We start from the raw sequence: 18,425 nt of genomic DNA, 5'->3' as shown, positions 1-18,425 counted from the left end.
GAAGTCATGTACCGGTGGGAGATCGTCCAGGCCGTCACCGAGCAGCGGGTGTTCGGGATCGTCAGGACCGCGGGGCCCGACGAGGCGGTGGCCGCCGCGGAGGCCGTGCTGAACGCCGGGCTGCGGGCCGTGGAGGTGGCGCTGACCACGCCACGCGCGCTGGCCGCGGTGGCGCGGCTCACCGAGCGGCGGCCCGAGGCGCTCGTCGGTGCCGGGACCGTGCTGGACGCCGCCGCGGCGCGCGCCGCCGTGGAGTCCGGCGCGCGCTTCCTGGTCTCGCCGAACCTGCACCCCGAGGTGATCCGCACCGGGCACCGGTACGGCGTGCCCGTCTTCCCCGGCGTCTCGACCCCCACCGAGATCGTCAGGGCGCTGGAGGAGGGCGCGGACGCGGTCAAGATCTTCCCGGCGTCCGCGGTCTCCCCGTCCTGGCTGCGTGACGTACGGGCCGCGCTGCCGCAGGTCCCCGCGATCCCCACCGGCGGTGTGACGATCGACGACGCGCCGGAGTGGATCGCGGCCGGCGCCGTGGCCTGCGGCATGGGCTCGGCGCTGACCTCCGGCGGGGCCGAGGCGGCGGGAGAGCGCGTCACCGCCCTGCTGACCAGGCTCGCCGCCGCCCGCTGAGATCCACCAGGAGGTTTCCACGATGACCGTCGCCATCCATGTCGGCCCGGAGCCGGTGCCCGTGCTCATCGACGCGGTACGCCGCGCCGGCGGCCGGGTCGTGCCGCTGGAGGAGGCCGAGGCGATCGTCTACTTCGGCAGCGACGACCCCGGCGAACTGCGCTCCATGCTCCACGAGGGCATCCGGTGGGTGCAGCTGCCGCACGCGGGCGTCGAGCGGTGGGCCGGGGCGGGCGTCATCGCCGAGCACCCGACCTTCACCGCCGCCGCCGGAGCGTACGGCCCGGCCGTGGCCGAGCACGCTCTGGCGATGATGCTGGCGGCCGCGCGCGGGCTGCACCGCCTGGCCGGGGCCACGCGGTGGGGACCCAACACGTCGAGGGAGTTCGCCGGCTCGACGGTCGCGATCGTCGGCTGCGGCGGCATCGGCCGCGCGCTCATCCGCATGCTGGAGCCGTTCGGCTGCCCGGTCGTCGCCGTCACGGACCGGGGCGAGGCGCCCGGCGCGGCCAGGGTGGTTCCGCGCGCCCGCTACCGCGAGGTCCTGCCCGAGGCCGGCTACGTGGTCGTCGCGGCGCCTGCCACCCCGGGCACCAGGGGCATGTTCAGCGCCCGCGAGTTCGCGCTCATGCGCCCGGACGCCTGGCTGGTGAACGTCGCCAGAGGCAGCCTCGTCGTGACGGACGACCTGGTGGCGGCACTGCGGGCGGGCCGCATCGGCGGCGCGGCGCTCGACGTCACCGACCCCGAACCGCTGCCGGACGGGCATCCGCTGTGGAGCCTGGACAACGTGCTCATCACGCCGCACTGCGCCAACCCGCGCCCGGCCTATTGGCGCGGGCTGGCCGAACGCGTCACGGCCAACGTGCGCCGCTTCGGCGAGGGCGCCCCGCTGGAGGGCCGGGTCTCCCCATCGGAGGGCTTCTGATCCCGGACAGGCGCTGAGGGGGCGTCAGCCCAGAGTGATCCGGACGCCGGTGCTCAGCCCGGAGTCGTGCGCCTCGAGCCCCACGGCGTCGCGTTCTTTGGGCAGCTCGAACACCAGCGTCCCGGTGAACGCCGCGCCGGCCTCGATGCGGATCGGCGTGATCTCCTTGCCGTCACCGTCGAGCAGCTTGGTGCCGCCGTAGAGCGCGTCGTTCTCGTCGATCAGCTTCTGCTGGCCCGGATAGAGGACCCTGGCCTCCTGCCCGACGTTGTCGACCCGCACCCTGATCTGGCAGGTGCGCTTCGTCGCGGTCTTCGCGGGCTTGGGACACTTCGTGCTCGTCACGGCGAACCTGAGCTTCCCGTCCTGCGCAGGCCCCTCCGCGCCGGCCGGGGGCGTGCGGAACACCCATGCCAGCACGGCCAGCAGCAGCACCAACAGCACGCCCGCGATCGCCAGCACGGTCAGGCAGCCCACGAGCGTGCTCCGCTTCGGCCTGGCGGGCGGGTAACCCGGCAGCGGCCCCTGGCCGGTGGCGGCGTGGTGGGGGAGCGGCCCCTGCCCGGTCTGGTGGTGGGGCAGCGGCCCTCTGCCCGTCCCCGGGAGGGGGCCGGTGCGCTCGGGATGCTGCGCCTGCGTGCCCCGCCCCGGTCCCGGTGGCTGCGGCCCTCTGCCCGTCCCCGGGACGGGTCCGGTCCGCTCCGGATGCGGCGGCCCCTGCGGCCCCTGCGGCCCCCGGCCGGTGCCCGGCGTGGGTCCGGTGCGTTCGGCGGGTGGCACGTGCGGCCCCCGGCCGGTGCCTGGGGTGGGTCCGGTGCGCTCGGCGGGTGGCACGTGCGGCCCCCGGCCGGTCCCAGGGGTGGGTCCGGTGCGCTCGGCGGGTGGCGGCGCCTGATGGCCTCGGGCCTCGGCGGGTGGCGGTGCCTGGGGGGCGCGTCCCGGTCCCGGTGGCTGCGGCCCTCTGCCCGTCCCCGGGCCGGGTCCGGTCCGCTCCGGATGCGGTGGCCTCGGGTGCGGCCCATGCGCGAGCGGTGCGAACTCCGACGGATTCCACGCGTTGGTCAAATGCTTGGTGGCCGCGAGCTGCGCCGCCGGCTCGTCCGCCGCCTCCACCAGCTCCAGCAGCAGCTGCCGGGCCGCGGGCCGGCGCGCCGGGTCCGGGTGGATGGCCGCCGCGACCAGCCGGTCGAGCGGCGCGGGCAGCCCTCTCAGATCAGGAGGCGCGGTACGGGCCCGCGCCGCCATCACGTACGCGTCCCCTTCCCCGAACGGATGCCCGCCCAGCCCCGCGTAGGCGATCAGCGACCCCCATGCGAACACGTCGCCCGCCGGGCTCGTGCGCCCCTCGAAGACCTGCTCGGGAGCGATCCATCCAGGCGTTCCCATGACCATTCCGGCGTTGGTGTGCCGGGAGTCGACGTGCGTGGAGCGCGCCAGGCCGAAGTCGATCACCCGCGGCCCGGCCAGCGTCAGCATCACGTTCGCCGGCTTGAGATCGCGGTGCACCAGCCCGGCCGCGTGGATGGCGGTCAGCGCGGCGGCCACGCCGACGGCCGCGGCGTGCAGCACCGACGGCGACAGCGGCCCCTGCTCGATCAGGTGGTCTTCCAGCGAGATGCCGTCGATGTATTCGGTGACGAGGTAGAGGACGCCGCGGTCCTCGCCGTGGTCGAGCACGCGCGCGGTGCAGAACGAGGCCACCTTGCGCGCGTTGGACACCTCTTCGTGGAAGCGCGCCCGGTAGACGGGGTCGGCGGTGTAGTCGCGGCGGATCGCCTTGAGCGCCACCCGCGACCCGTCGGCGGCCTTGGCGAGGTAGACCACGCCCATGCCGCCGGAGCCGAGGCGGCTGACCAGCTCGTAAGGGCCGATCGCCGGCGGGTCGTCCGGCTTCAGCGGAGAGCCTGCGGAGCGCCCCAATGTCGCCGTCCTCTCGCCGTCGTCATCCCGTCTCAACCCGAACCGATCCTCCGCCCGGCCAGCCCGTCACTTGAGGGCCCGTTTGTACCCAAGACTCTAACGGAGGACGGGCATCCCTGTTCGCCACAAGGCCTGAGCGGGCCTCGCTTCAGGCATGAGCGGGCTTGCGGCGGGCCGGCCGCATCGTCACCTTCAGCCGCGCGACATCGAGCGTGGGAGGCAGCGGGCGGTGCGGTGAGAGCAGCCGGCCGACCGGCTTGGGGCGGGCCGTCCGCAGGATGCCGGCCAGGAAAGCGGTGCCGACCGCGAGCGTCAGCTGCGCGCCGTCGCATCCGGGCCGGGCCCACCATGCGCCGGAAGCGGTGCCGTCGAGCCAGATCTCGGGCGCGAACGTGTTCGCGTACGGCAGGCGCGGGCTGCGCTGGTGCGCCGCGATCGGCACGAACACGGTGGTGCCGGCCGGCAATGTGGTGCCGTACCAGCCGGTCTCGGCGGTGGTGACCCGGGACAGCGCCGGCACCGGCGGCCACAGGCGCAGCGCCTCGCGCAGGCAGGCCCGCAGGTGGGCGGGGTCGGCGCGGGCCGCCTTGCGGTGGGCGGGGTGGACGGCGAGCACGGCGAGCGTCCGCATCAGCCCCGGGGCGGTCACGCCGAGTCCCGTCAGCCAGAACGCCGCCTGCATCAGTCCGCGCGACTCGGGTTCGCCGGCGATCAGGCCGGCCAGGGTGCCCGGCTCGGCGCGGCGCAGGTGGTCGACGATCCGGGCGTCGTGGCGGCCGGAGAGGATCCGCCGCCGCCTGCCCGCCCGCGTGAGGCCCGCCGGCAGCCTGGTGAGCTCCTCGTCGCCGGCCGCGCCGTCCCCGTACACGCAGCGCCTGGCCACACGCTGCCAGCGGGCGTTCAGCCGCGGGAAGTCCACCACGCCGTCGACCAGGTCCTCCGCCTCCTCGCGGGCGATGTCGATGAACGCCGGGCGCAGGACGTCCGCCGGCAGGGCGAGCGGGCGCTCCGCGACGGCCTGGGCGTAGGCGTCCTTCTCCTCCGACAGCACGCGCACCGCGTCCCGGTCGCACAGCACCAGCAGCGCCGGACCCTTCGGAGCGCGCACCAGGACGGGGCGGCCGCCGTACCGGGCTTCGAGGCGGGCCAGCAGGGAGCGGGCGCGCAGCAGGTCGGGGCCGGGGGGCACGTGTGGCGCGCGCGGCGCTACGAGCGTGGCCGCCAGGCGCAGGCTCTCCAGCGCGGTGGCCGTGGGCAGGCCCCTAGGCACGCGCGGCCTCCCGCCGTCCCACCGGCGCCCGCGAGTCCGGGGCCATGTGGGGCCATGTGCACCGGACCGCGGGCGCCTCCGGGGTGGCAAGGAAATCCATATCCCTGATGTGATCGCTGCGGTGCCGGGTTCCGCAATCGTGGTTTCGGTCAGTGGAACGCTTTCGGGCGGGAACCCGATGGGCGTTCCAGTGACCGGAACGTCTAGGCGCCGAGGAGCGCGGCCGAGATGGCCTGGGCGGCGCCGCGTACGGAGATGCCGAGCTTGGCCAGCGGCGCCGCGTGGGCGGGCGCGGCCACGCCGAGGGACATGCAGACGCGGCCGCCGGGGCCGAACACCGGGGCGGCCACGCAGGCCACACCCTCGGTGTACTCCTCCCGCGCGTAGGCCACGCCGTGCCGGCGCACCTGGGCGAGCTCGCGTTCGAGCGCGGCCAGGCTGGTGACCGTCCGGCTGGTCATCCGCTCGAACGGGCCGCGCGCCAGCAGCTCCTGGCGCAGCCCCGGGTCGAACGCCAGCAGCGCCTTGCCGGTCGCCGTGCAGTGCAGCGGCGCCCGATCCACGTCGTCGGAGCGGGAGCGGACCCGGTCGTGCCCGTAGAGCCGCTCCACGTAGCGGGCCTCCAGGCCGGACGGCACCGCCAGGTTCACCGTCCGGCGGGTCGTCTCGTGCAGGAACAGCAGGTACGGCAGCACCGCCCGGCGCGTGCCGGGCACCCGCGCGCGGTTGCGGCTCGCCATCGACTCCAGCAGCTCGCCGGGCAGGTAGCCGTTGCCCACCCGCCTGGCGAGCTCGCGCGAGCACAACACGCCCAGGATCCGGTGCGCGGTGGACTTGGGCAGGCCCGTGCTGCGGCACAGCTGCGCCAGGCTGACCGGGCAAGCGGCCGTGCTTAGCGCCAGCAGGAGGTCGATCCCCCTTTCCAGGCTCCCCGGCTGCGACGCCGGACGATCGTCGGTCAACGGCTGAGTTTGGCCGGCCGTTTGCGTCAGCATCAATGTCCCTTCGCTCTCCGAGAGCAAGAGGGGGGCCTCCCGGGGGCTGTGGTTTTCCATTCGCTGGCGTACCCGGCTGCCGCGTCTCCGAATACCCGTGGTCAGCGCGTGATCACGTTGGGTGGCTCGGTCGCCCTGTGCCGTCGCAGGCTGATGAGCTCGGCGTACACCGACACGGCCACCTCACCAGGCGTTCTGGCCCTTATGTCCAGACCTGCCGGAACGCGTACCCGCTCACCACCCTCCACGCGGGCCAGCACCGCCGCGCCGCGCTTGCGGCCGGCGATCAACCCGATGTACGGCACGCCCTTGGCCAGCGCCGCCCGCAGGACCGGCTCCTCCGCCACCCCGTGGGAGGCCACGAGCACGGCCGAGGTGTCGTCGGCGATCGCCGCCGGCGGGTCCGCCCTCGCCTCCAGCTGGTAGCCGACCGCGGTGAAGGCCCGCGCGATGGGGCTGTCGCCGTACACGTGGACGAGCACGGGAGGCAGCACGGCCTCCAGGAAGATCTCCAGCGTGCCACCGGACAGGCACGGCTGGCCCACCGCGACCAGTCCCTCCTCCTCGTAGCCCCATACAGCATGCCGGGCAGTCGCACGTCGTCGGTGTAGTTGCCGCGGCCCCGGATGAAGCGGGCGTCCTCTTTCCGATGCATCCGCCCGAAGCTCATCTGAATTGTGGCGCGGAGACTCGGCCCTGCAGGGCCGGAGAAAGTGCGACCCTCCTTTCGAAAAGAGTATGGAAAACTTGGTTACGATTAGTAATATGCGCGGTGGGTGATGCGGCGTTACAGGAGGTGCTAGATGGCGATCCGCCGCTCTGCCACCAAACAGCAAGGCCTGCCCGCGGTGGTGCAGTTGCGGCTCTCGCCTACCCTGGCCCAGGCCGACGCCCTGACGGCAGCGCTGCTGCTGTGCAATCAGGCGGCCACCTTGATCTCCCGCCTGGCCTGGCAGCACCGCACCTTCACCATCCTGGAACTGCACCGTCTGGCCTACCATGCGGTCCGCGCACAGATGGCCGGGCTGGGCGCACAGGCGACCGTGCGGGCCATTGCCCGGGTAGCGGGTGCCTACGCCAACCGGCGCGCCACCAAGAAGCGTGCCCACATCTTCCGCCCGCAGGGAGCGGTCCCCTACGACGCGCGCCTAATGAGCTGGTGCCGGGATGCCCGCGCCGTGTCGCTGTGGACCCCCACCGGCCGTGTCACCGTCCCGTACACCGGCCGACCGGAGGACCTCAAAGCCGTCGATGCGCTGCCGATCGGCGAGGCCGACCTGATCTTCCGGCGCGGCGTGTGGCTGTTGCAGGTCACCGTCACTCTGCCCAAGCCGGGGGTGCGTGAGCCGGTCCACGGTTTCCTGGGGGTGGATCAAGGGGTGGCCAACCTGGCGGTCACCTCCGACGGGGCGGTGCTGCCCGGCCCCGCCCTGCCCGGGCCGATCCAAGGCAACGGGCACGTCCGCACGTTGCGGGAGCGGCGGCATCGCCAACGCCGCCGCCTGCAGGCCAAGGGCACCAGCGCGGCGCGGCGGGTGCTGCGCCGCCTGTCCGGGCGTGAGTACCGGATGATGACCGACCTCAACCACCAAATCAGCAAGTATGTGGTGCGCGAAGCCGAACGCACCGGCCAAGGGATCGCCCTGGAAGACCTCCAGGGCATCCGCGGACGGGTAAGGGCTCACCGGCTCCAGCGGCGCACCCTGCACAACTGGGCCTTCGCCCAGCAGATCGCCTTCACCCGCTACAAGGCCGCGCGCGCCGGGATCGCCTTCCTCCTGGTCGACCCCGCCTACACCTCGCAGGCCTGTCCGGGGTGCGGGTGCGTTGCCAGGGCGAATCGGCCGGCGCGGGGCCGGTTCGGCTGCACCGGGTGTGGCCTCGCTGGGCACGCCGACCACATCGCGGCCCGCAACATCGCCGCACGCGGCGCTGCGGGCTGGGCTGCTGTCAACCAGCCACACGCTACCGGCCTCCCCTCAGCCAGACGGGACCGTGAGAGCAAACCACCGGCATCGGTCGGCGATAGTTGACCATGGGGATGAGGCCGTGCCAACCTGCAACGATCCTGGCGGAATGTCGCGGGAACCTGCATGCCTCCCGGGGGCGAAGGGCGGGCAAAGGCGCCCAACCGTAGCGAGCCCCCACGAAGATGATCAAGTGGCCGCGAAGAAACGTCAGCGCAGGGCCGCGGCCTCGGACGCGAGCTTCTCCACGCGGCCCCAGTCACCGGCCGCCAGCGCGTCGGCGGGGGTCAGCCAGGTGCCGCCGACGCAGCCCACGTTCGGCAGCGCGAGATAGGTGGGCGCGGTGTCGACCCGGATGCCGCCCGTCGGGCAGAAGCGCACGTCGGGCAGCGGCCCGGCCAGCGACTTCAGGTAGGGGACGCCGCCCGCCGCCTCGGCGGGGAAGAACTTCAGCTCCTTGATCCCCCGCTCCACCAGCGCCATCACCTCCGACACGGTCGCGGCCCCCGGCAGGTACGGAACCCCGCTGGAGTCCATCGCCTCGACCAGCGACAGGGTCGTACCCGGCGAGACCAGGAACTTCGCCCCCGCAGCCACAGAAGCCGCGATGTCCTCGGTGGTCCGGATGGTCCCTGCGCCCACGGTCGCCGCGGGCACCTCGTCGGCGATCCTGGCGATGGCCTCGCGCGCGACGGGGGTGCGCAACGTCACCTCGATGACCGGCAGCCCCCCGGCGACCAGGGCTCGGGCCAGCGGTACGGCGGTCTCCACGTCCTCGATCACCACGACGGGGATCACAGGCGCGAGATCGAGCAAGCTCATGGGTTTTCTCCTCATCGGCCCGTCAAAGGCCGTCTAGTACCGGACACCACGGCCGGTGCCGTCTCAGCTCACCAGTTCCCTGCGGGCACGCTGGCTCAGCCAGGCGGCCGCGCCGGTCAGCGCCGGTTGGGGCGCGACGATCAGCGCGGTCCCGATAGCTGCCAAATATGCGGCCATGTCGGGATTAGCGGTGAAGCGCGTACGGAAATTGCTGGTGCGGACGCGTTCCACGATACGTGGCAGCACTCCGCCGCCCAGATACACCCCACCTCGTGCGCCGAGAGTCAGCGCCACGTTCCCGGCGAAACTGCCCAGCATGCCGCAGAACACCTCGACCGTCTCCGCGCACAGCGAGTCGTCGAGCCTCGCCACGATGTCCGAGGCGGTCAGCTCGGGCGCCTTGACGCCGTTGACCCGGGCCAGCGCCCGGTGCAGTCGGACCAGGCCCGGCCCGGACAGCACGTGCTCGGCCACCACGTGCGACAGCCCCTGCTCCTGGAGCACCCGGACGACCTCCAGCTCCCGCTGGTCCACGACCGGCACCGTGACGTGCCCGCCCTCGCCGGGGATGGGCGTCCAGCCGCGCTCGGCCGGCACCAGGCCGCCGACGCCGAGCCCGGTGCCCGGTCCCAGCACCGCCTTGACCCCGTAGCCGAGCTCCGGCCCGCCCAGCGACACCAGGTCGTCGCCGTCCAGGTGCGGCAGCGACACGGCCAGCGCCTCGAAGTCGTTGAGCAGCGCCGCGAACGGCACGTCGAGATCCTGTACGGACCCGGCCCACGTCGAGTTCGTGAGCCGGTAGTGGTCGCCGTCGATCGGCCCGGCCAGGGCCAGGCAGGCCGCCCCCGGCCGCACACCGCCCGCGTGTTCCGCGAGGTAGGCGGCCACGGCTTCGGGGAGTGTGTCGTAGTCGGCCCCGGCCAGGACCGCGACGTGCGACGGTCCCGCACCGAGCGAGGTGACCAGGCCGAACCTGGCGTTGGTCCCCCCGATATCGGCGACGAGCCAGGGAAGGTCAAAGGCACTCACCGCACACCTCCGGCAGTCAGGGCGGCCTCAAGATCGCCCGCCATACTCCGAAGGATGCCATGAACGCTCACGCCACCCCATCCAGGGTCGTGAGCGCACACATCACGCCATACGGGTCCAACGGCGCTGACCGCGGGCCGTATCGTGCCAACCTTGCTCGCCGTACCCCGTACCAGGCCGACGACACGTATCGCGCCAACGGCGCTCGCCGTACCTCGTAACCGCTCACAAGCGCTCACCTCGCCAGCCCGGCGGGGTGAGCCCCGGCGGTGGCGCCCGTCTCCAGGTGGGAGGAACCGGCCTCGGCGGGGAAGCCCAGGCCGGGACCGTGGTGCGGCGACTCGGCGCCGCTCACGCCGAAGATCCCGGCGCCCTGCTCGGCGTGCCCCGCCATCCGGCGGAACGCCGCGAACAGCTCGCGGCCCGTGCCGACCCACTGCGCGTCGCTCAGCGGCCGCCCCTCGGGCGTGCGCCGGGCCAGCTCCTCGGCGGGCACCAGCAGCTCCAGCGTCCCGGCGGCCGAGTCGAGCCTGATCACGTCGCCGGCGCGGACCAGCGCGATCGGGCCGCCGTCGGCGGCCTCGGGCGACAGATGGATGGCCGCGGGCACCTTCCCCGAAGCCCCGGACATGCGCCCGTCGGTGACGATCGCCACGCGCTGCCCGCGGTCGAGCAGCACGGCCAGCGGCGGCGTGAGCTTGTGCAGCTCGGGCATGCCGTTCGCGCTCGGCCCCTGGTAGCGGATGACCGCCACGAAGTCCTGCCCGTCCAGCTCGCCCGCCTCGAACGCCTTCAGCAGGTCGAGCTGGTCGTCGAAGACCTTCGCCGGCGCCTCGATCACCAGGTGCTCGGGCTTGACCGCCGAGACCTTGCTGACGGCGCGGCCCAGGTTGCCCTCGACCATGTGGATGCCGCCGTCCGCCGAGAACGGCTTGGCGACCGGCCGCAGCACGTCCAGGTCGCCGCTGCCGCCGGTGACGGGCTCCCAGACCAGCGAGCCGTCCACCAGCGACGGCGCCTCGCGGTAGCGGTCGAGGCCGCGCCCGGCCACGGTCATGACGTCGGCGTGCAGCAGCCCTTCGTCGAGCAGGTCGCCGATGAGCACCTGCATGCCGCCGGCGTCGCGGAAGTGGTTCACGTCCGCCTGGCCGTTCGGGTAGATCTTGGTGAGCGACGGCACGACCGGCGACAGGCAGGCGAGGTCATCCCAGGTCAGGACGATCCCCGCGGCCGCCGCCATGGCCACCAGGTGCAGCGTGTGGTTCGTGGACCCGCCGGTGGCCAGCAGGGCGACGCAGGCGTTCACGATGGACTTCTCGTCGACCAGTTCGCCGATCGGGGTGTACTCCGCGCCGTGCGCGGTGATCTCCACCGCCCGGCGTCCGGCCGCCTCGGTGAGGGCGTGGCGCAGCTCGGTGTGCGGGTTGACGAACGTGGAGCCGGGCAGGTGCAGGCCCATGACCTCCATGAGCGCCTGGTTGGAGTTCGCGGTGCCGTAGAAGGTGCAGGTGCCGGGGGAGTGGTACGACTTCGCCTCGGCGTCGAGCAGCTCTTCCCTGCCGACCTTGCCCTCGGCGAACAGCTGGCGGGTGCGCGCCTTGACCTTGTTCGGCAGCCCGGAGGCCATGGGCCCGGCGGGCACGAAGATCGCGGGCAGGTGCCCGAAGTGCAGCGCCCCGATGAACAGCCCCGGCACGATCTTGTCGCACACGCCCAGCAGCAGCGACGCGTCGAACATGTCGTGCGACAGCGCGATCGCGGTGGCCATGGCGATCACGTCACGGCTGTAGAGGGACAGCTCCATGCCGGCCCGCCCCTGGGTGATGCCGTCGCACATCGCCGGCACGCCGCCGGCGACCTGCGCCACGCCGCCGGCCTTGCGCACGGCCGCCTTCAGCGCCGGCGGGTACGTCTCATACGGCTGGTGGGCCGACAGCATGTCGTTGTAGCTGGTCACGATCGCGACGCCGGGCTTGGCCGTGTTTCCGGCACCCCGCAGAACTAGCTTGTCCTCGGCAGGCGCGGCCGCGAAGCCGTGCGCCAGGTTCGCGCATCCGAGGTGCGCCCGCGCGGGGCCCTTGGCCCTGGCGGCCTCGCCGTCGCGGCGGATCCGCGCCAGGTAAGCGGTGCGGCTGGTGGCGCTGCGCTCGGCGATCCGGTCGGTCACGTCTTGGATGATGGGATTCACATGTCCTCCTCGTGCCACGCGCGACCGCTGCGGCCGAGCAGTTCGTGGGCTCCGGCGGGGCCGGTGGTTCCGGCGGGGTAGGGCTCGGGCAGGGCGGGGTCGGCCTTCCAGGCGTCCAGGATCGGGTCGATCCAGCGCCAGGCCGCCTCCACCTCGTCGCGGCGCATGAACAGCGTCGGGTTCCCGGCCAGCACGTCGGTCAGCAGCCGCTCATACGCCTCCGGCACCCGCGTCGTGAACGTCTTGCCGAAGCTCAGCGACATCGGCACCGGCTTCAGCGTCACCTCGCCCGCGCCCGGCTCCTTGGCCATGATGTGCAGCTCGATGCCCTCCTCCGGCTGCAGCCGCAGCACCAGGCGGTTCGGCGTGCCGCCGGGGTAGATGGAGTGCGGCACGTCCTTGAACTGCACCACGATCTCCGAGCGCCGGTACGGCATCCGCTTGCCGGTCCGCAGGTAGAACGGCACCCCGGCCCACCGCCAGTTCTTGATCTCGGCGCGGATCGCGGTGAAGGTCTCCACCCGGCGCGAGGCCTCGGTCGTCGGCGTGGAGGCGGGCTCGTCGAGGTAGCCCGGCATGTCGTCGGCGCCGACGTACTGGCCGCGCACGGTGAACCGGTCCACCTCGCTTCCCGCGATCGGCCGCAGCGCCTGCAGCACCTTGACCTTCTCGTCGCGGATGGCCTCGCGGTCGTTGCGGGCCGGCGGCTCCATCGCGGTCAGCGTGAGGAGCTGGAGCAGGTGGTTCTGCACCATGTCGCGCAGCGCGCCCGCGTGGTCGTAGTAGCCGCGCCGGCCCGGCGTGCCGACGGTCTCGGCGGCGGTGATCTGGACGTGGTCGATCCACAGCGAGTTCCAGATCGGTTCCAGGAAGGCGTTGGCGAAGCGCAGGACCAGGAGGTTCTGGACGGTCTCCTTGCCCAGGTAGTGGTCGATGCGGAAGATCTGGCGCTCCTCGAAGATGGCGCCGACCTCGTCGTTGATCGCCTGCGCGCTCGGCAGGTCGTGGCCGAGCGGCTTCTCCAGGACCACGCGCGAGCGCGGCGTCACCAGCCCGGCCTCCGCCAGCTCCCGGCAGAAGGGCCCGAACGTACGCGGCGGGCTGGCCAGGTAGAACACCCGGTCACGCGCCTCGGAACCGGCCAGCATGGCCGACAACGCGGCCCAGCCCGACTTGTCGGCGCCTCCGACATCGACCGACACATGGTGCAGACGGCCCAGGAACCGCTGCCACACGGCCGGATCGTCGACCGGGACCCGATCGCGTACCTCGGCGTCCACCTTGCCGCGGAAGTCGTCGTCGGTCAGCCCGCCCCTGGACATGGCGATGACGCGGGTCTCCGCGGAGAGCCGGCCCTCCCTGTCGCTGTGATACAGCGCCGGGAGCAGTTTGCGCATGGACAGGTCGCCGGTCCCGCCGAAGACGACGAGGTCAGCGGTGTGGGCGGACGCGGTGATCGGAAGGGTGGACACGGTGAGGGGCTCCGATGATCTTCCAAAGCAGGGACAGAACGGACACTAACCGGAGTTTGGGTCGTAGACAAGCGGAGTTTTGGCATTTGAGATAAAAAAGTACGGACTTTTCATTACCTAACCCCATGTGGTTCACTTAGCCGATGCCACGACGTACCGCCGCGACCCTCGCCACGAGTGGCGAGGTGCTGCGCCTGATCCGCACCGGCGAGGCCGTGACGCGGGCCGACCTCGGCCGGGTGACCGGCCTGTCGCGCCCCGCTGTGCAGCTGCGCGTGGCCGAGCTGCTGGAACGCGGCCTGGTCGTGGAGCGCACCGACGCCCCGTCCACGGGCGGGCGGCCGCCGGTCCGGCTGGAGTTCAACGCCGCGGGCGGCGTGGTGCTGGTGGCGGCGCTCGGCGCCAGCCGCACCAGAGTGGCCGTCTGCGACCTGGCCGGGCGCGAGCTGGCCGGCCGCGAGTTCGTGATGGACGTGGAGCAGGGGCCCGACATCGTGCTGCCGCTGCTCATGGACACCTGGGACGAGCTCCTCGGCGACCGGCCGCGCGAGATGATCAGGGGCGTCGGGATGGGCGTGCCGGCCACGGTGGAGTTCGCGCAGGGCCGCACGGAGAGCGCCCGGGTGATGGCGTCGTGGACCGGCGTGGTGATCCCGCCGATCATCCGCGCGCGCTTCCCCGTCCCCGTTCTCGTGGACAACGACGTGAACGTGCTGGCCATCGGCGAGCATCGCGGCGCCTACCCCGACCTGGACGACCTGATGTTCGTGAAGGTCTCCACGCGGATCGGCGCGGGCGTGATCGCCGGCGGCGAGATCCTGCGCGGCGCGCTGGGCGCGGCGGGCGAGATCGGGCACATCCCCGTGCTGGACGGCGCCGGCGTGCTGTGCCGCTGTGGCAACACCGACTGCGTCGACTCCGTCGCCAGCGGCACCGCCCTGCTGCGCGACCTGCGCCGGGCGGGCAAGGACGTCAAGACGATCGCCGACGTGACCGCATTGATCCGGGCGGGCGACGCCGAGACCATGGCCATGGTCCGCACGGCCGGGCGCAGGATCGGCGAGGTGCTGGCCGGGGCGGTCAACATCCTCAACCCGTCGGTGGTGGTGCTGGGCGGCGACGTTGCGGAGGCGTTCGGGCCGCTCGTGTCGAGCATCCGCGAGGTCGTCTACCGCCGTTCCACGGCCCTGGCGACCCGGCGGCTGCGCATCGAGCCGAGCAGGCTGGGCGCGGGGGCGGGGATCAGCGGCTGCGCGGTGATGGTGCTCGACCACGTGCTGTCCCCGGAGGCCGTCGACGAGACCATGACCGTCTCCGGCCTGCGCCGCGACCGCGTGGCCTTGAGCTAGCAGCCTGGTGCTCCTCGTTGGGGCGCGTCCGGCTAGCGATCCCAGCGGGGCTCGTCGCTCTCGCGTACCAGGCCGTCCGCGCCGAAGATCAGATACCGGTCCAGGTCGGCGGCGAACCACCGGTCGTGCGTGACCGCCAGCACCGTCCCCTCGAACCCGTCCAGCCCCTGCTGCAGCGCCTCCGCGCTGGCCAGATCCAGATTGTCGGTCGGCTCGTCCAGCAGCAGCAACGTCGCCCCCGACAGCTCCAGCAGCAGGATCTGCAGCCGGGCCTGCTGACCGCCCGACAGCGTCTCGAACGGCTGCCCGCCCGCCGGGGCCAGCTCGTAGCGGGCCAGCGCCGCCATGGCCTCGTTGCGGGTCATCGCGTGCTCGCCCATCACCACGTCGGCCGCGGCCCGTCCCTTCAGGTCGGGCCGCAGGTGGGTCTGCGCGAAATGGCCGGGCGTGACCCGGGCGCCCAGGCGCGCCACGCCGGTGTGCGCGATCGGCTCGCCGGCCAGCAACCGCAGGAAGTGGGACTTGCCGGTGCCGTTCAGGCCGAGCACGCCGACCCGCTCGCCGTACCAGATCTCGGTCGAGAACGGCCGCAGCAGTCCCGTCAGCTCCAGCTCCTCGCAGACGACCGCCCGCTTCCCGGTACGCCCGCCGCGTAGCCTCATGCGGACGTTCTGCTCCTTCGGCGCCCGCTGCGGCGGCCCCTTCCGCTCGAACCGCTCCAGCCTGGTGACCGCCGACTGGTACGCCCCCGCCAGCGCGTCGTTGTTGGCCGAGCGCTGGCGCAGCGTGTGCACCAGCCGGCGCAGCCTGGCCCGCTCGTCCTCCCAGCGCTGCCGCAGCTCCTCCAGCCGCTCCCGGCGCCGCCTGCGCGCCTCGGCATAGCCGGCGAAGCCGCCGCCGTGCACCCACACCCCGCGCCCCTCCACGGTGATGATCCGGTCGGCCGCCTCGGCCAGCAGCTGCCTGTCGTGCGAGACGAGCAGCACGGTCTTGGCCGAGCCCCTGATCGCCCGCTCCAGCCACTGCTTGGCCCGCACGTCCAGGTAATTGTCCGGCTCGTCGAGCAGCAGCACCTCATCCGGCCCGCGCAGCAGCGCCTCCAGCATGAGCCGCTTCTGCTCCCCGCCCGACAGCGTGGCCAGGCTCCTGTCCTTGATCTGCTCATACGGCAGTCCCAGCGCCTCGGTCGCGCACACGTCCCACACCACCTCCAGCTCGTAGCCGCCCGCGTCGGCGTAGTCGGCGAGGGCCTGGGCGTAGCCGAGCTGGGTGGACTCGTCGTCCTTTCCGGAGATCGCCGCCTCGGCAGTGGCCAGCGCGCGAGCGGCCTCGCGGATCCGCCGCGGCGCCACGTTCAGCAGCAGATCGTGCACGCTGCCCTCGCCGAGGAACTGCCGCATCACGCCGATCCCGCCGCTGCTCGCGACCCGGCCGTCGGAGGGCTCCAGCTCGCCCGCGATCAGCCGCAGCAACGTGGTCTTGCCCGCGCCGTTCGGCCCCACGAGCGCCGCCTTGGCCCCGTCGCCCACCTTGAACGACGTCTCCAGCAGCAGCGGGCGCCCATCGGGCAGCAAGTACGTCAGCCCGCTCACTTCGACGTGCCCCATGGCGATCCCTCTTCTCGATCCCTGTTCCATAACTAGACCATCGATCCGGTCTGCGTACAACGTATTATCTCCGCGTGGACACCGTGTGGTCGCGCCCCCGGAAGGCGCCCAGGCAGACGCTGACGCTGGAGCGGATCGTGGCCGAGGCGGTGAGCCTGCTCGACGAGGAGGGCGCGGACCGGTTGACCATGCGCCGCCTGGCCGACCGGCTCGACACCGGCTCGACCACCCTCTACTGGCACGTCAAGACCAAGGGCGACGTCCTGGACCTGGCCCTGGACGCCATATTCGGCGAGGTGTCCCTGCCCGGCCAGGCGTCGGGGGACTGGCGGGGCCCAGTCCGCGAGCTCATCAGCGGCTGGCGCGCGGCTCTGCTGCGCCACCCCTGGTCGGCCACCATCCTGGACCGCCCGCTCATGGGCCCGAACGCGCTGGAACGCACCGAGTTCCTCTACCGGGCCCTGGCCGCCGCCGGCTTCGCCGCGCCCAAGGCCGCCGCCTACAGCCTGTCCAACTACGTCATGGGCTCGGTCGTCATGCAGGTCACGTTGCAGGACCGCGACCAGGAGGACACCGGCGAGTTCCTGCGCGAGCGCGCCGACCGCTACCCGTCCCTCGCCGAGCACGGCCTCGACCACGAGTGGGACGCCACGTTCGACGAGGGCCTCGGCTACCTCCTGGCCGGCATGGAACAGGCCAGGAACGGAGCGACCGCCCGGCTCGATTGAGCCGGGCGGTCACGCCCCCGCTGTGCGGGCCAGCAGGACTCAGTGGGCGACGTTCGCGTCCTCGCGAGCCTCCTTGGGGAGCAGCAGCCCGACGGCGAAGGTCGCGGCGATCATCCCGGCCGCCACCCACAGCGTGATCTCGACGCTGGCCGTGCCGAAGTAGACCGTGCCCAGCAGCGCCACCCCCAGAGCGCCGCCGACCTGCTGGAGCGCGGTGAGCGCGCCCGAGGCGGAGCCGGTCTCGCCCGGCTCGACCGCGGCCATCACGATGCCGAAGTACGGGCTCATCACCAGACCGCTGCCCAGGCCGGTCACCGCCAGCGCCGGAGCCAGCTGCCAGGGCGTCACGCCGGGCGAGGCGGCGGCGATCACGCCGACCACGCCGAGTGCCATGACGATCGCGCCGGCCAGCAGCACCTTGCGCCCGTGCCGCCGCGCCGCTTGCGCGAGCCCCATGCCCGCGATCATGCCGAGTGACGACGGCACGCCGGTCAGCGCCGCCTTGAGCGGCGAATACTCCAGGCCGAGCTGGGTGTAGAGGCCGATCGCCAGAAGGAACCCGGTGAAGGCGGCGAAGTAGATCGTGCCGGTCGCCATGCCGGAGACGAACGCCCGCTTGCGGAACAGGCTCGGCGCCACCAGCGGGTCACCACCGCGCGCGGCCCGCCGCTTCTCGTAGGTGGCGAAGGCCACGAACACCGCGCCGGAGGCGGCCATCATGCAGAACGCCCACGCGGGCCACCCATGCTCGCCACCCTGGACCAGCGGGAACACCATCAGAACGGTGCCCGCGCAAGCCAGCAGCGCGCCCGGCAGGTCCAGCCGCACGCCCCCGGCCGGGCGGGAGGCGGGCAAGAAGCGCAGAGCGGCCAGCGCGGCGACGGCGCCGATGGGCAGGTTGATGAGAAAGATCAATCGCCAGTCCACGCTGGTCAGCGCTCCGGCCAGGATCGGCCCGCCCACCGCGGACAGCCCGAGGACCGGCCCGAACAGCCCCATCGCGACCGCCAGCTCCTTGGCCGGGAACATCTCCTTCATCAACCCCAAACCCTGGGGGATCATCGCCGCCCCGAACAGCCCCTGCACGACCCTGGCCGCGATGATGGTCTCGGGGGAGAAGGCCAGAGCGCACAGCAGCGACCCGACCGTGAACCCGATCATGCCGATGAGGAACATCCGCTTGCGCCCCACGATGTCCCCGAGCCGCCCACCGGTCAGCAGCCCCGCGGTCATGGCCAGGGTGTAGGCCGCGCCGAGCCACTGAATGAGCGAGACACCACCACCGAGATCACCCCGCATCGTGGGCCCGGCGATGTTGGTGACGGTCGCGTCGAGCAACTCCATCACCGAACCGGCGAGGATCACCGCCAGCGCGGCCCAACGCCACTTGTAAGGCGCAGGCGCAGGCGCAGGCGCCGGCACCGGACGGGTGTCGAGGACGGTCATCGCTGCCTCCAGAATCGGAACGGTTTGTTCTGTTCCATAATATCAGAACGGAACGCTTCATTCCACAACCACCGGAA

General features: G+C 72.6%; 15 protein-coding genes. 5 read left to right on the top strand and 10 right to left on the bottom strand.

Features of this window, described 5'->3' with window-relative positions; translation table 11 throughout:
• The first annotated feature begins 6 nt into the window (after positions 1-6).
• Together ACTMTI_RS17145 and ACTMTI_RS17140 are read left to right on the top strand one after the other, a co-directional pair.
• Positions 7-627: a bifunctional 4-hydroxy-2-oxoglutarate aldolase/2-dehydro-3-deoxy-phosphogluconate aldolase gene (locus tag ACTMTI_RS17145; protein ID WP_441121347.1), complete on the top strand. Its 621-nt coding sequence runs from the start codon at positions 7-9 to the stop codon at positions 625-627.
• Between the two features lie 22 nt (positions 628-649).
• Positions 650-1,555 carry a D-isomer specific 2-hydroxyacid dehydrogenase family protein gene (locus ACTMTI_RS17140; RefSeq protein ID WP_441121346.1) on the top strand — a complete coding sequence of 302 codons (906 nt, stop codon included), beginning with the start codon at positions 650-652 and terminating at the stop codon, positions 1,553-1,555.
• A gap of 24 nt (positions 1,556-1,579) precedes the next feature.
• On the opposite strand, the gene ACTMTI_RS17135 is transcribed toward ACTMTI_RS17140, so the two are convergent.
• The 4 genes from ACTMTI_RS17135 to ACTMTI_RS17120 form a co-directional block, all read right to left on the bottom strand.
• Complete coding sequence (locus tag ACTMTI_RS17135) at positions 1,580-3,475, bottom strand: serine/threonine-protein kinase (protein ID WP_441121345.1); 1,896 nt, start codon at positions 3,473-3,475, stop codon at positions 1,580-1,582.
• Between the two features lie 148 nt (positions 3,476-3,623).
• Positions 3,624-4,745, bottom strand: a complete 1,122-nt coding sequence (locus tag ACTMTI_RS17130) for a cytochrome P450 (protein ID WP_441121344.1) — start codon at positions 4,743-4,745, stop codon at positions 3,624-3,626.
• A 203-nt stretch (positions 4,746-4,948) separates the two neighbouring features.
• Positions 4,949-5,707 carry an IclR family transcriptional regulator gene (locus ACTMTI_RS17125; RefSeq protein WP_441121343.1) on the bottom strand — a complete coding sequence of 253 codons (759 nt, stop codon included), beginning with the start codon at positions 5,705-5,707 and terminating at the stop codon, positions 4,949-4,951.
• A gap of 134 nt (positions 5,708-5,841) precedes the next feature.
• Complete coding sequence (locus ACTMTI_RS17120) at positions 5,842-6,285, bottom strand: XdhC family protein (RefSeq protein ID WP_441121342.1); 444 nt, start codon at positions 6,283-6,285, stop codon at positions 5,842-5,844.
• A 258-nt stretch (positions 6,286-6,543) separates the two neighbouring features.
• Between ACTMTI_RS17120 and ACTMTI_RS17115 the strand changes: the two genes are divergently transcribed.
• Entirely contained in the window at positions 6,544-7,773 is a 1,230-nt protein-coding gene (locus ACTMTI_RS17115) for an RNA-guided endonuclease InsQ/TnpB family protein (protein WP_441121341.1), read from the top strand.
• A gap of 144 nt (positions 7,774-7,917) precedes the next feature.
• Here the strand turns inward: ACTMTI_RS17115 and eda are convergent, their stop codons facing one another.
• The 4 genes from eda to zwf all read right to left on the bottom strand — a co-directional run bounded on the left by eda (position 7,918) and on the right by zwf (position 13,218).
• Complete coding sequence (gene eda / locus ACTMTI_RS17110; protein ID WP_441121340.1) at positions 7,918-8,529, bottom strand: bifunctional 4-hydroxy-2-oxoglutarate aldolase/2-dehydro-3-deoxy-phosphogluconate aldolase; 612 nt, start codon at positions 8,527-8,529, stop codon at positions 7,918-7,920.
• Between the two features lie 63 nt (positions 8,530-8,592).
• Complete coding sequence (gene glk / locus ACTMTI_RS17105) at positions 8,593-9,558, bottom strand: glucokinase (protein ID WP_441121339.1); 966 nt, start codon at positions 9,556-9,558, stop codon at positions 8,593-8,595.
• A 235-nt stretch (positions 9,559-9,793) separates the two neighbouring features.
• Positions 9,794-11,746 (bottom strand): phosphogluconate dehydratase, encoded by a 1,953-nt coding sequence (gene edd / locus ACTMTI_RS17100; RefSeq protein WP_441121338.1) that lies wholly within the window; start codon positions 11,744-11,746, stop codon positions 9,794-9,796.
• Entirely contained in the window at positions 11,743-13,218 is a 1,476-nt protein-coding gene (gene zwf / locus ACTMTI_RS17095; RefSeq protein ID WP_441121337.1) for a glucose-6-phosphate dehydrogenase, read from the bottom strand. Before zwf ends, edd begins: the two co-directional genes overlap by 4 nt.
• 143 nt (positions 13,219-13,361) lie before the next feature.
• Between zwf and ACTMTI_RS17090 the strand changes: the two genes are divergently transcribed.
• Positions 13,362-14,567 (top strand): ROK family protein, encoded by a 1,206-nt coding sequence (locus ACTMTI_RS17090; protein ID WP_441121336.1) that lies wholly within the window; start codon positions 13,362-13,364, stop codon positions 14,565-14,567.
• A gap of 32 nt (positions 14,568-14,599) precedes the next feature.
• Here the strand turns inward: ACTMTI_RS17090 and ACTMTI_RS17085 are convergent, their stop codons facing one another.
• Positions 14,600-16,174 (bottom strand): ABC-F family ATP-binding cassette domain-containing protein, encoded by a 1,575-nt coding sequence (locus ACTMTI_RS17085; RefSeq protein ID WP_441121335.1) that lies wholly within the window; start codon positions 16,172-16,174, stop codon positions 14,600-14,602.
• 74 nt (positions 16,175-16,248) lie between these two features.
• Here ACTMTI_RS17085 and ACTMTI_RS17080 point away from each other — a divergent pair, with 74 nt between their 5' ends.
• Complete coding sequence (locus tag ACTMTI_RS17080) at positions 16,249-16,902, top strand: TetR/AcrR family transcriptional regulator (protein WP_441121334.1); 654 nt, start codon at positions 16,249-16,251, stop codon at positions 16,900-16,902.
• Positions 16,903-16,941: 39 nt separating this feature from the next.
• Here ACTMTI_RS17080 and ACTMTI_RS17075 read toward each other — a convergent pair whose 3' ends face one another.
• Complete coding sequence (locus ACTMTI_RS17075) at positions 16,942-18,348, bottom strand: MFS transporter (RefSeq protein ID WP_441121333.1); 1,407 nt, start codon at positions 18,346-18,348, stop codon at positions 16,942-16,944.
• Positions 18,349-18,425 lie beyond the last annotated feature (77 nt).

This window comes from Nonomuraea sp. H19, assembly GCF_052068215.1.
Lineage (GTDB): Bacteria > Actinomycetota > Actinomycetes > Streptosporangiales > Streptosporangiaceae > Nonomuraea.
Note: the sequence above shows the minus strand (reverse complement) of the source record. Positions and strands in the feature narration are given on the sequence as shown.